The organism is Pseudoalteromonas sp. GW168-MNA-CIBAN-0100, from assembly GCF_040309225.1.
GTDB lineage: Bacteria > Pseudomonadota > Gammaproteobacteria > Enterobacterales > Alteromonadaceae > Pseudoalteromonas > Pseudoalteromonas arctica.
In genome coordinates, this window is the sequence record NZ_JBEOOL010000006.1 from 127,813 (window position 1) to 140,108 (window position 12,296).

11 protein-coding genes are annotated in these 12,296 nt (G+C 38.9%); 4 read left to right on the forward strand and 7 right to left on the reverse strand.

From position 1 onward, the window contains the following. Positions 1-15 precede the first annotated feature (15 nt). On the forward strand, positions 16-2,454 hold the full coding sequence (gene plsB, locus AAEY62_RS05350) for a glycerol-3-phosphate 1-O-acyltransferase PlsB (protein WP_024590565.1): 2,439 nt from the start codon (positions 16-18) through the stop codon (positions 2,452-2,454). Positions 2,455-2,475: 21 nt separating this feature from the next. On the opposite strand, the gene tesB is transcribed toward plsB, so the two are convergent. Continuing rightward, positions 2,476-3,333, reverse strand: coding sequence for an acyl-CoA thioesterase II (tesB, locus tag AAEY62_RS05355; protein WP_024590564.1), 858 nt, complete (start codon positions 3,331-3,333; stop codon positions 2,476-2,478). Positions 3,334-3,410: 77 nt separating this feature from the next. Between tesB and AAEY62_RS05360 the strand changes: the two genes are divergently transcribed. Next, positions 3,411-3,869 carry an EVE domain-containing protein gene (locus AAEY62_RS05360; protein WP_024590563.1) on the forward strand — a complete coding sequence of 153 codons (459 nt, stop codon included), beginning with the start codon at positions 3,411-3,413 and terminating at the stop codon, positions 3,867-3,869. Between the two features lie 69 nt (positions 3,870-3,938). Further along, positions 3,939-4,973 (forward strand): hypothetical protein, encoded by a 1,035-nt coding sequence (locus AAEY62_RS05365; protein WP_024590562.1) that lies wholly within the window; start codon positions 3,939-3,941, stop codon positions 4,971-4,973. Positions 4,974-5,009: 36 nt separating this feature from the next. Here AAEY62_RS05365 and AAEY62_RS05370 read toward each other — a convergent pair whose 3' ends face one another. After that, positions 5,010-5,207: a PLDc N-terminal domain-containing protein gene (locus AAEY62_RS05370; protein WP_007587044.1), complete on the reverse strand. Its 198-nt coding sequence runs from the start codon at positions 5,205-5,207 to the stop codon at positions 5,010-5,012. After that, the gene (locus tag AAEY62_RS05375; RefSeq protein WP_007587041.1) at positions 5,207-6,274 is read right to left on the reverse strand and encodes a potassium channel family protein; all 1,068 of its coding nucleotides are present in this window, start codon (positions 6,272-6,274) and stop codon (positions 5,207-5,209) included. Before AAEY62_RS05375 ends, AAEY62_RS05370 begins: the two co-directional genes overlap by 1 nt. A gap of 169 nt (positions 6,275-6,443) precedes the next feature. Here AAEY62_RS05375 and AAEY62_RS05380 point away from each other — a divergent pair, with 169 nt between their 5' ends. Continuing rightward, positions 6,444-7,754, forward strand: coding sequence for a short-chain fatty acid transporter (locus AAEY62_RS05380; RefSeq protein ID WP_350634703.1), 1,311 nt, complete (start codon positions 6,444-6,446; stop codon positions 7,752-7,754). 46 nt (positions 7,755-7,800) lie between these two features. Here the strand turns inward: AAEY62_RS05380 and AAEY62_RS05385 are convergent, their stop codons facing one another. From AAEY62_RS05385 to AAEY62_RS05400, 4 genes are all read right to left on the reverse strand, one after another. Then, complete coding sequence (locus AAEY62_RS05385) at positions 7,801-9,912, reverse strand: peptidase domain-containing ABC transporter (protein ID WP_350634704.1); 2,112 nt, start codon at positions 9,910-9,912, stop codon at positions 7,801-7,803. Between the two features lie 567 nt (positions 9,913-10,479). Further along, entirely contained in the window at positions 10,480-10,653 is a 174-nt protein-coding gene (locus tag AAEY62_RS05390; RefSeq protein ID WP_155945840.1) for a hypothetical protein, read from the reverse strand. A 13-nt stretch (positions 10,654-10,666) separates the two neighbouring features. Beyond that, positions 10,667-10,849 (reverse strand): hypothetical protein, encoded by a 183-nt coding sequence (locus tag AAEY62_RS05395; RefSeq protein WP_133120273.1) that lies wholly within the window; start codon positions 10,847-10,849, stop codon positions 10,667-10,669. A 202-nt stretch (positions 10,850-11,051) separates the two neighbouring features. Further along, on the reverse strand, positions 11,052-12,293 hold the full coding sequence (locus AAEY62_RS05400; RefSeq protein WP_350634705.1) for a beta-barrel domain-containing protein: 1,242 nt from the start codon (positions 12,291-12,293) through the stop codon (positions 11,052-11,054). Between the last annotated feature and the right edge of the window lie 3 nt (positions 12,294-12,296).

Here is a 12,296-nt window from a genome sequence, read left to right on the forward strand (position 1 = left end):
CAATATGGTGAGTCGATGCGTATTTTTAATTATTGTTTAAATGTTATGTCTGCTGGATTTAGCCGCTTATTTGTAAAAAGCAAAGTGCTGCCAGAAAATCCTATTAAACAGTATGATCTAAACCCTGAGTATCCTACATTTTATATAGTGCGTTTAAATTCACGATTTGATTTAGCGGCTCTCGCACATGCGTGTAAAAAAAATGGTCTACCTAGCCCAACTGAAGAGCAAGTATTAGGTAACCAAGATTTAGACCGTTTTATTGGTATTAAAAATCCACCACCACTGTTTGGTGATGAAGCTAAGCCAACCAATGCTTTAGCTCAAGGTAAACAAATTATTGAATACCTAATACAAAGTGGGCAGCAAAACGTACAAGTGGTTCCGGTTACTATTTTATGGGGTCGCGACCCGGGTAAAGAAAAGCCGGGGCTACGAACTTTAATTACGCACTCTCTAACTCCTAGCTGGTTTAGAAAGTTTTTTGTGGTGTTGTTTTCAGGACGCGACAACTTTATTCGCTTTAGCCAACCACTCGACTTATCGCTTTTAGTTAATGAAAAAGCCGATGTAAGCGAGTTACCACATAAATTATTACGTGTAGCACGTGTTCACTTTAAGCGCCAAAAGCTAGCTGCTACAGGCCCTAAAATGCCCTCTCGTGAACAATTATTTAATTCATTATTAGCGTCACCTACAATAAAAAAAGCAATTCAAGATGAAGCTAAAGCTAAAAACATTAGCCAAACAGAAGCCCGCCAAAATGCACTTAAGCTACTTGATGAGATAGCTGCTAATTACTCTGAAGCAATGATACGTGTGGCCGAGCGATTTTTAACTTGGTTGTGGAATAAGCTCTATAACGGTATTGATATTAAACACGCAGAACAAATTCATGAACTAACAGATAAAGGCCATGAAATAATCTATATGCCTTGTCATCGCAGTCATATGGATTACTTACTGCTTACTTACTCTATTTATCATTTAGGCTTAGTTCCACCACATATAGCGGCAGGTATAAATCTTAATTTTTTCCCTGCCGGTGGCATATTTAGACGCTCCGGGGCATTTTTTATTCGTCGCTCGTTTGCAGGCAATAAACTTTATTCTGCCATATTCAAAGAGTATTTAAGCCAACTGTTTATTAAAGGTTACTCTGTTAAGTTTTACACGGAAGGCGGTCGAAGCCGAACTGGGCGCTTACTTCCACCTAAAACAGGTATGCTATCTATGACATTACAAGCAATGCTACGCGGAATAGACAGACCAATATCTATCGTTCCTGTGTACATTGGCTACGAGCACGTCATGGAAATTAACACCTACCTTAAAGAGCTGGATGGAAAAGATAAAAAAGGCGAATCTATATTTGGTATTTTTAAGGCAATCAAAAACCTTAAAAACTACGGTCGTGGTAATTTAAACTTTGGTGATCCAATCTCGATTAACCAATACTTAAACGATAACCAACCTGATTGGCGTGATTCAATACACCCTACCGATGTGCAAAAGCCACAATGGTTAGCGCCACAAGTAACTAAACTTGCCGACCAAGTAATGGTTAAAATTAATAATGCGGCCGCGCTTAATGCGGTTAACTTACTAGCGATGATATTGCTGGTTAACGATAAACAAGCATTGAGTAAACCAAAGCTATTAGCACAACTTGATTTTTATCTGCGCTTACAGCGCGATGCAAGCTATAGCGATAAAGTAACCGCGCCAGACGAAACACCAGAGCAATTACTAACGCATGCATTAAAGCTGAATAAGTTTGAAGTTATCAGTGATGAATTTGGCGAAATTATTACTATTAGCGATAAAGAAAAAGTACTGTTTAATTACTACCGAAACAACATTTTGCACTTGTTTGCAGTACCAAGCTTAATTGCACTACATCTATTCAAACAACACAGCACAACTATTGAGCAATGCCAGCAACTTGTAAAAACGTTTTATCCGTTATTTGCTAAAGAATGGTATTTACAGCCTCTTGATGAAAACTATATAACGCGTATTTTAGCTAATTTTGCTGATCAAAATTTAATTGAGTTTGATGGCGATAACATTCATATAACGAACAGTAATGACTGCTTAGCTAAGCTAGAAATGCTTGGACGAGCACTTAGTTTTACTCTACAACGTTACGCTATTGTGATTGGTTTTATTCAAACAAGTGATGGCATTGAAAAAGCAGAATTAGAACGAGAGAGCCAAGTGCTTGCACAACGTTTAGGCACACTGCATGGTATTAAAACACCTGAATTTTTTGATAAAAAAGTACTTGTTAGTTTTATCGAAAACTTACGTGGCGAGTCGTTAATAACAGATGGTGATAAAGGCTTAGTAGGCAGTACACAACTTTGCGAAACCTACGCACACCTTAAAACATTACTGCCAGCACGCGTCTGGCAGTCAATCAGCGATATAGTACAAGATCAGTGTAACTAGTACTCTATCCATAAAAGGGGGTTAGCGCTGACGCATAACCCCTTCTTGCATTGTTGAGGCAACCAAGTTGCCTTGGCGATCAAAAAACTGCCCGCGTACCAAACCACACCCATTACTCGCACTTGGACTATCAATTGAATACAAAATCCAATCATCCATTCTAAATGGGCGATGAAACCACATTGCATGATCTATAGTAGCTACTTGCATATTTGACTGCATAAACGATACACCATGAGGCTGCAATGCTGTTGGTAAAAACTCAAAATCAGAGGCGTATGCTAATAAGTAATTGTGGATGCGCTGATCGTCTGGCATTTCACCATTAGCTTTAAACCAAATATGCTTTACTGGCTCCATAACTTCTGGTTTAAATGGGTTATGAAAAGTAACTGGTCGCATTTCAATTGGCATTTCACGCGTAAACTTATTACGAATGACTTCAGGGATATGCGAAGCGTTATCTTGATAAAACTCAAGTGATGAACGTAACTCTTCAGGTGCGGGTACATCAGGCATTGTTGCTTGATGCGACAAACCATTTTCTTCACCTTGGAATGACGCTGTCATATAAAAGATTGGCTTACCGTACTGAATCGCTTTTACTCGGCGAGTACTAAAGCTCTTTCCATCGCGAATAGTTTCTACATCATAAACAATCGGTTTAGCTGGATCGCCTGGGCGTAAAAAGTAAGAATGCAATGAATGAACTATACGCCCCTCAGGTAGAGTTTCTTTAGCGGCAGAAAGCGCCTGCCCCATAACTTGACCGCCAAACACAGCACCAAAGCCTAAATCTTGGCTTTGTCCTCGATATAAACCTTGCTCAATTTCTTCAAGTGTTAACAACGACAATAAATCATCTAATACTTGGCTCATTACTTCTTCCTCATTACCCTAGTATGCAAATGATACTATACAATAGTGGGAAGTAAATATTTGTTAGGAATACTGTTATGGCTTACTGGCTATTTAAAACTGAACCCGATGCGTTTTCATTAGATGATTTAAAAAACGCACCAAAACAAACGACTCTTTGGGAAGGCGTGCGTAATTATCAAGCACGCAATTTTATGCGTGATGGCGTTAAGGTCGGTGATTCAGTGATGATTTACCATTCAAGCTGTAAACACGTAGGTGTAGCGGGTATTGCCGAAGTGGCACACGATGCCTACCCAGATCCTACTCAGTTTGATTTAAGTAGCGACTATTACGATGCAAAAGCCACCAGCGACAAACCACGCTGGGTTGTTGTTGAGGTTACTTACCAAAGCCATTTAAAAAAATTAATTAGCCTTAAAGATATTAAAGCCAATAATAATATTACTGAAATCGCACTTAAAAAAGGCGGACGACTATCAATAATGCCTGTTACTAAAAATGACTGGGATGAAATAATCAAAATGGCGCAGTAACACCCTCTCGGTTTGACCTAATTTCATTGAGTTTGATATGATCTATGCTGACTTATAGCTGGAGGATTAATGAAATTACTGTATTGGTTAGATGAATGGTTGGCTCTCCCGCGCAATGAGCAACAAACTCGATTACCCATGACGGGTAGTGATTTACTCGGCGATGTATTTGTTAAGTATGAATTTGTTGACGTTAATAAGCCCCTGCTTTTTACTTTTTCTCCTGCTGGTACTAATGTGCAAGAACAAGATCTCAATCCTGATTTTGCACCATGGGGTTATCACTTAGCTCAAAAACAAAACGTAAACGTAATCGCTTTTCAGCATTTAGGTAAAAGTAATTGGTTTCGTAATCGTAATTTAATCTTTTTTCTCGAGCAATTATCAACATTAATCACTCCATTTGACTGTCGACTTGGCTATGGTTTAAGTCGTGGCGGATTTGCTGTTGGCGCTTTTGCTAAACTATTAAAGCTAAACCAAGTACTGTTCTTTCACCCGGTAAGTACTAAAAATAAAGAATTAGTACCGTGGGATGACCGCTCTAGTACCGATATAGCTCAGCAGTTTGACTGGCAACAAGATTATCACGATCTAGATTTAGGAGATGCTCAAGGCTATATTATTTACGATCCTACGAATCGTATAGACCGAATGCACGCCAAGCGCTATAAGCAGTTAACTCACTTGCGAGTATTTGGTATGGGACATGGCACACACGCTACATATTTGAATAAGTTTGGGTTTTATAAGCAAGTAGCCGTTGATTTCATTCAACATCAGCAAATCGATATTGCACAGTTTCGCCTGCAAACCAAAACCTTACGCTTAAAAGAAGATTATTATCAAAGTCTCAATACGGCTAATGCAGACTCCCCTCATCGTTTAGCATTATTGAGTACAGCGCATAAAATTTTAGCTGATGAAAAAGAAGTGTATGTGCAAGAGCATCAAGCAAAAATTGATATTCAGCCATTAATAGATGTGGCACTTAAGCACCAAGATGAGCACCCTAATGATGCTATTCAGCTATTAGAAGTCGCCCAGCAACTTCTACCTGACGACCCTCTAATTGAGCATAAACTCAAACAGTTGGAAGAGTAATTATTCCAACGAAAACGGCTATAAAGGCTAACTACTCTATTTAGCCTTTTTCTTTTTGTGCCTATGCTTGGGCACAATGGTAAAGTACATCATTAAACCTAACCAAGAAAATATAATGATTCCCATTAGCCAGCCATTCTTTTCATGACCCTGTGTACGCTTACTGTTAAGTACAATAACGACAGGTAATATGTAAGCACTTAAAACAACAATTAAAAATACAACTTCATTCATTATTTTTCTAGGCTCGACCAGTCTACTTCACTACTTAATACTCGATCTACCGATATATAGTGCAAAATATCGCCTTCACTTACTTTGTAATCTAATGGTGGGTTTAAATCCATATTTTGCGCACTTAAATTATGAGCAACACCTAACAGTATTGCATCATGCTCAAGCTTAAAATGATGAAACAAAGTACCAAACTCCATATCTTTGCAGCCACTTGGTACTTTCAAGCTAAATTGTGTATCGCCGTGCAAAGTAGATAGCAGCTCCTCTTGCACACGGCTCGAACCTGGATCTTGCATTGAGCGTACTAATATCTCAGCTGATTTTGCACTACTACATTCTACATTTTGGCAATGCTCTAACATCATCTCAACTTTAGTTTCATCTAAAAAGTGAGCACTTATATGGCAATCATCTTTTACTAAGCGACTTATGCGCAGGGCTGTCGTAAATGTCTGGTCGTCATCTTGACCATCAATAATCACCTTATCAGCACTACGAATAGCTACCCGCTCTAGTTCAGCTAAATTAGTAAAACTCGTTAAACGTGCAAAATCAACGCTTTCGTTAGCTAAAAAAGGATGATCCATTTGCTCTGTTACCGCGAGTAAAATACGACGGTCAGTACGTTTCGTATCTGCCAAAATGTAATCAATCATCTTTTTTGTACGAGTGTCGTGCCAACCAAAAATAATAATATGGTGGTTACTGTGGGCAAAGTTTTTATCACCAGTCATAGCGCGCCTAATTAAGTAAGTAACAGTTTGTCCTGCTTTTCCTAGCAAAACACCAAATAAAGCTAAACCAAATGGAATTTGTATTAATGCTACCACCCAACGACCAAGATCAGTAGTTGGACTAAAGTCACCATATCCCACTGTTGATGTTGTTACCGTGTAATAGTAAAAAAAGGTAGTAAGCGAGGTTAACGCTTTCTCATTCGCTATAAATAGTAAGCTCCATGTTAATAGCATATGAGTCAAAATAGCTAATGCCACTGCTTGCCAACTCAACTGATCTATATGAGCGCGAACAAGTAACGCTAGCCTTTTAAATATCACCGGCATAATACAAAGTCTTCGTTAGTAAATTATCTATAAACAGTACGTTACTGTAAGCGATGCTTTTAAGCAATGTTTAAGCTTTTAACCACAAATATAAGACTAAATGCTGTTTGCCAATGGTGATTTTTCATGATTAATTAGCGTTAAAATAATAACCAAAACAGTTGTGCTTATGCTTAATAAAATAGCCCGCCCTTTTACTAAAATTGTAGAGCGCTATCTTCCCGACCCTTTTATATTTGTAATTTTACTTACAATAATTACTCTTATTAGTGCGAGCTTATTTACAACCGCAACCAACATTGAAGTATTACAAGCGTGGGGAGGTGGATTTTGGAACTTATTAAGTTTTGCTATGCAAATGCTACTAGTGTTAATTACAGGCTACATATTGGCAAGTACGCCGCCTATAAGTAAGTTATTAGAAAAACTAGCAACACTCGCAAATACAGCACCTAAAGCAATTATATTGGTAACGCTTATTTCGCTTTTAGCGAGCTGGATAAATTGGGGATTTGGCTTAGTTATTGGTGCCCTTTTTGCCAAGGCAATTGCTAAACATACTCGTGTTGATTATCGATTATTAGTAGCCAGCGCTTACTCAGGTTTTGTTGTATGGCATGGCGGATTAGCCGGTTCGATTCCTTTAACTATCGCAACCGATGGTCACTTCTCAGAGGCCAGCATTGGTATTATTAGTACAGAGCACACTTTATTTGCGGGCTTTAATATAGCCATATTAGTTGGTTTATTCATTATTATGCCGCTCGTTAATCGCTATATGCTGCCAAGCGAGCAAGAAAGCGTATATATCGACCCAGCTCTTTTACAAGAGACAACACCTAAGCCCACAACAATAACCAGACCCGCCCAACATTTGGAACAAAGTAAACTACTCGGTATGACAATTGGCTTATTAGGTTTGGCATATTTAGGTTATTACTTTTTTATTGCTGGCGGAAACTTAAACCTTAATAGCGTTATTGCCGTATTTTTGTTTTTAGCTATTACGCTGCATCAAACACCCCATAATTTACTTAACAGTCTGCAACAAGCAATTCCAAGCGGGGCTGGCATTGTTATTCAATTTCCTTTTTATGCCGGCATCATGGCGGTAATGGTTGATAGCGGATTAGCACAACAGATATCACGTGGCTTTATTGCCGTTGCAGATGCTGATAGCTTGCCATTCTTTAGTTTTATAAGTGCAGGGCTCGTTAATATGTTTGTTCCCTCTGGCGGTGGCCAATGGGCTGTACAAGCACCTATTGTAATACCTGCAGCACAAGAGCTAGGTGCTGATATATCGCGCGTTGCAATGGCTGTTGCATGGGGTGATGCCTGGACTAATTTAATTCAACCTTTTTGGGCGTTGCCCGTATTGGCTATAGCAGGCCTAAAAGCAAAAGATATTATGGGGTTTTGTGTTGTGCAGTTGTTTGTGACAGGGGTTTTTATATCGCTGGTATTGAGCTTTTATTAAATGTAAACATAATAAAAAGGCGTGTAAAACACAAGTACTGGTCATTTTATGCACTCTCGCTCTGCTGTTGTAGCTCCACCAACCTACCCTCTTTCAGTTGATAGACTTTGCTGGCCATGTTAATGGTTTCTTGGCGATGAGCAATCATAATCCGTGTGATGGGTAAGTGCTGAATTTGCTCACTTATTTTCGCCTCGTTATCCTTATCTAAATGGCTGGTTGCTTCATCCATAAACAACACGCAGGGCGATTGATACAATGCGCGAGCAAGGAGTAAACGCTGTACTTGACCGCCAGATAAGTTTGATCCCATATCACCTACTAATGAGTTATAACCCATAGTCATTTTGGTAATATCATCATGAATAGCCGCATGTCGGGCACATTGCTCTATTTTTAAGTAATTGGGCTGTGGGTCAAAAAAGCTGATGTTATCGGCGATTGAGCCAGCTAACAATGTGTCATCCTGCATTACTGCAGCTATTTGTTTGCGGTAGTTTTTAAGGCCAAGCTGAGTGATATCTTTGCCATCAAGCAACACAGTCCCTGAGGTTGGCTGTAATAACCCTAGCATTATTTTCATCAACGTAGTTTTACCCGCACCAGATGGACCCGTAATCGCAATCGAGTCACCGGTATTCAGGGTTAAGTTAACGGTGTTTAAAATAGGCGCTTGCTCTTCACTGTAACTAAAGCAAATATTTTCGAGCGTAAGCTGACCTCTCACTTTACCTTCGTCATCACCTGTATAGGCCATTTCACCGTCACGATTAGCTTCTTGTTTCGTGAGTGCTATATCTGCAATACGGTCTAAGTGTAACCGCATCATTTTGAATTGAATAATTTGCTCAATTAAGTTGGCAAAGCGGCTGGTTAACTGGTTTTTATAAGCAATAAACGCCAGTACCATACCAACAGACAAGCTATTGCTCATAACTAGCAATGCAGCAAAGTAAATCACCAATACATTTTCAAGGCCAAATAACAGCTTATTAAATGAATCAAAGCTAATGTTTAAACGCCCTAAACGAATTTCACTGTTTATTACCTCTGCATAACGGTTTTGCCAAATACCTTGGCGCTGCGATTCATTACCAAACAATTTTATAGTTTGCATACCCCGAATATTTTCTAAAAAGTTCGATTGCTCTGTGGCAGATGATTGAATCATTTCTTCGGTGGCTTGATGTAGTGGACGATACAGCGCTAAACGTACCAAGGTATACAGCACAATTGCACCAACAACTACCGCAGTGAGTTTTAGCGAATAAATTAGCATCATAATCAATACGGTAATGCCCATTACGCCATCGACCAGTGTTTCTACAAACCCTGTAGTTATGCGCTCCCGTATTTGCGCTAATGAGCCAAAGCGCGAGACAATATCGCCAATATGGCGGGACTCAAAATAGTTCATTGGCAAGCGCAATAAGTGCCTGAGCAAATTCACGCCCATTTGCATATTGAGCAAACTCGAAAGCCGTAAAATTAGCCAACTTCGTACCGCATTAGTCACCACTGAAATTATCGCAATCAGAGCAAAACCCATGGCAAGTACCGTTAATAACGATTCATCAAAACTAATGAGTACTTCATCCACCACCCACTGCATATAATAAGGGGTCATCAAAGCAAATAATTGCAATACCAGTGACAACGCAATCAGTTTTATTAGCCCTGCTTTTAAGCCCTTCATTGAGCTCCAAAGTTGGGTAAACTTCATCTGTGCTTGTTCTTGTTTGGCTTCAAACTGACTGGTTGGAGTCAGCTCTAAACAAATACCGGTAAAGTGTTTACTAAACTCATTACTATTTAAACTACGCTTACCAACAGCAGGGTCGTTAATAGCAAATTTAGCCTTTGCACCTTTGCCAGAGACTTTGGTCAATACCACAAAGTGATTCATATCCCAATGTAAAATACACGGAGTTTGTAGTTTATGGACTTCATCAATAGGGCATTGCAATGCACGACTGGCGAGCCCCAAGTTATCACCCAGCTCAATCAGCTGTTGTAAGTTCATCCCCTTTAAATTAGCCGAAAAGCGCTTACGCATGGCTGGCATATCCAGCCTATGACCATGATAGCTTGCCACCATTGCCACAGAGGCTAGGCCGCATTCAGCTATTTCGGATTGGAGAATTAGAGGAACTGACATGTTTATTTTAAATTCTATTGTAGCTTGCATGATAAAGGGTAAATTTTCCGTTGTTAATATTATTACCACTATAAATAAGATGGCAGAATGGAAGTACAACTAAGAAGTTTTCTATATAGTTTTACTTTCTTCTAGATATGTATGCACAAATAAAAACTGACGCTATCTCAATAATTACAACTAAAATATCTATTTTGGCGACACGTGTATTCAGATTAGAAATACTTTCTAATCCCTCTGTCTAGCTGAAAAAGTATCATTAATAGCCTCAACCTTTACGATAAAACTCCTCTTAGTAACTGCCAACGAAACTAAAGTAGTTTTATTTTCTAATATTTTTTAAATATTCATATAAATAATAAGATGGGATCATTAAAAATATTATATATAATGGATAATATAAATCAGGACTTATTATTTTTTCATAAATATTAAAGATCAAATGAATTAATAAAATATAAAGTAAAGATAAGATAATTTTTTGAATATTATTCATACATTTTCCTGCGGCTTTTTAGAGCAGCTTTAAAAAGCTACTCTATTACCTCTTTCAGCTAAATATGCTAGTTAACAGGTCGGTTCACACCCTGCTTGTTTTGTTTCTTTAGAACTTTGGTATTGTTTGTACTTTTCATGTGCATAGCCAACAATAACCCCTGCAATAAAAGTAGCAGCTATAGCTCCTAATATAGGAAAACCACCACTAACATTACTTTGCTCTTTCTTGGTTAACTCTCTCATAATTAGTCCCTTATTAATTAGCTAAAGCTTTTCCAACTTCGTTACCTACAACACCAGCACCGCCTAAAGCTGTAGCAGCAGCCGTAGCTTTCGTTCCTGCTTTAACTATTTTATAAATTCTATAAGCAATAAGTGCTACAACTATAGGATTACCACCATTTACGTCTTTAATTTCATTTACGTTTAATTCACGCATAATGTTATACTCCATAAATCCGATGCTTTTTAATTAAGTCATCGGGTTGTTAATATGCTCCCCTTCAATAAAGGTGAGCGGTTAATAGGCTAGCTTTAGCTGCTCGCTAAAGTTAACTAAAGCTGGCCGTCTTTTTCGGTTGTTTGCATTTAGCAAACCACCAAAACTTTCAAATTTTTCTTTATTTTATAAAACGCTACACTTAACTTACGCGCCCTTTTAGGCTGTACAGTGGCTCGAGTAACCACTCGATTAATGTGCGTTGCTCCAACATAATATCCGCCTCAAACAACATGCCGCTTTTCAGCTCAAACGCCTTACCATAGGCCTGCATTTGCTGTTGACTGAGTGTTGCTCGCAAACGGTACACAGGCTCTTGCAGTGCAATGGGCAAACGTATTTCATTTGGGGTAATGAGTGCTTTGTCGATGCGGATAATTTTGCTGTTAATAAAACCAAAGCGTTGATAAGGGAAAGCATCAAAACGCAGGCGCGTATCGTTACCAAGCGCAATAAAACCTGCTGAACGTGTAGGTAATAGTAATTCAGCCACCAACTCGGAACCTTCGGGAATAATATGTAGTAGTGGTTTAGTTTGAGTGAGTGTTTCACCTTCTACTACTTGAATGCCGGTGACAACACCGCTGTTACTGGCTGTTATGGTATATTGATAGTTACTTTTAATTTGTGTGAGCTGGTTTTGAATATCCGCTTGTTGGCGTCTAAGACTATTTATACGCAAAGTATACTGCTGGGGCACATTGGCAATATTAAAGCTAAGTTGACTTAATTGGTTTTCTTGCTGCATCAGCAAGCGCGCTAGGTTTTGTTTTTCTTGCTTAGCATCTAACAGGGCTTGCTGCTGTTGCTCTCGCTCGATGTTTGATAAAAAGCCATTTTTATTAAGTTGATTAAGGTTGCTTTGTTGGCGGTTAAGTAGCCCTAATTTTTCATCAGCCAGAGCTAGTTGACTTTGTAATGCAGCTTGCTCATTAGTAAGTGCACGTTTTTGCGCTTGCAAGTTAAGTGACTCTTGCTTTTTTAGGGTATGGTTTTGTGTTATCTCATCATTGAGCAACTGTATTTGCATACTTAGCTGCTCAACAAGCTGGGTACTCAAAGCTATGCCTTGGCTGTTATTTTGCTGCACAATAATGGTCGCCAGCGGCTGACCTTTAGCAACGGCATCACCCTCTTGTACAAATAGCTGCTCAATCATACCACCTTGATTAGCAAAGCTTTGGATTATCCCTTTATTGGGTATTAAAAACCCCCGAACTGTTTCCTTGCGTGAATATTCTGCTGTAAATAAAAAGGCTATCACTACAATCGAAATACATACCAAAATAAATACGGTAAGTTTTATTGATAGTGGTTGTGCGAGCGTAATCACTCCTGTTAAACGCTCTCTTTGCTGAGCGACAGCTTCCTTTCTAAATAACATCCA

Coding starts and splice junctions, on each gene's coding strand:
- plsB (WP_024590565.1), top strand. CDS start 16: ATGCGTATTTTTAATTATTGTTTAAATGTTATGTCTGCTGGATTTAGC.
- tesB (WP_024590564.1), bottom strand. CDS start 3,333: ATGAGCCAAGTATTAGATGATTTATTGTCGTTGTTAACACTTGAAGAA.
- AAEY62_RS05360 (WP_024590563.1), top strand. CDS start 3,411: ATGGCTTACTGGCTATTTAAAACTGAACCCGATGCGTTTTCATTAGAT.
- AAEY62_RS05365 (WP_024590562.1), top strand. CDS start 3,939: ATGAAATTACTGTATTGGTTAGATGAATGGTTGGCTCTCCCGCGCAAT.
- AAEY62_RS05370 (WP_007587044.1), bottom strand. CDS start 5,207: ATGAATGAAGTTGTATTTTTAATTGTTGTTTTAAGTGCTTACATATTA.
- AAEY62_RS05375 (WP_007587041.1), bottom strand. CDS start 6,274: ATGCCGGTGATATTTAAAAGGCTAGCGTTACTTGTTCGCGCTCATATA.
- AAEY62_RS05380 (WP_350634703.1), top strand. CDS start 6,444: ATGCTTAATAAAATAGCCCGCCCTTTTACTAAAATTGTAGAGCGCTAT.
- AAEY62_RS05385 (WP_350634704.1), bottom strand. CDS start 9,912: ATGTCAGTTCCTCTAATTCTCCAATCCGAAATAGCTGAATGCGGCCTA.
- AAEY62_RS05390 (WP_155945840.1), bottom strand. CDS start 10,653: ATGAGAGAGTTAACCAAGAAAGAGCAAAGTAATGTTAGTGGTGGTTTT.
- AAEY62_RS05395 (WP_133120273.1), bottom strand. CDS start 10,849: ATGCGTGAATTAAACGTAAATGAAATTAAAGACGTAAATGGTGGTAAT.
- AAEY62_RS05400 (WP_350634705.1), bottom strand. CDS start 12,293: ATGTTATTTAGAAAGGAAGCTGTCGCTCAGCAAAGAGAGCGTTTAACA.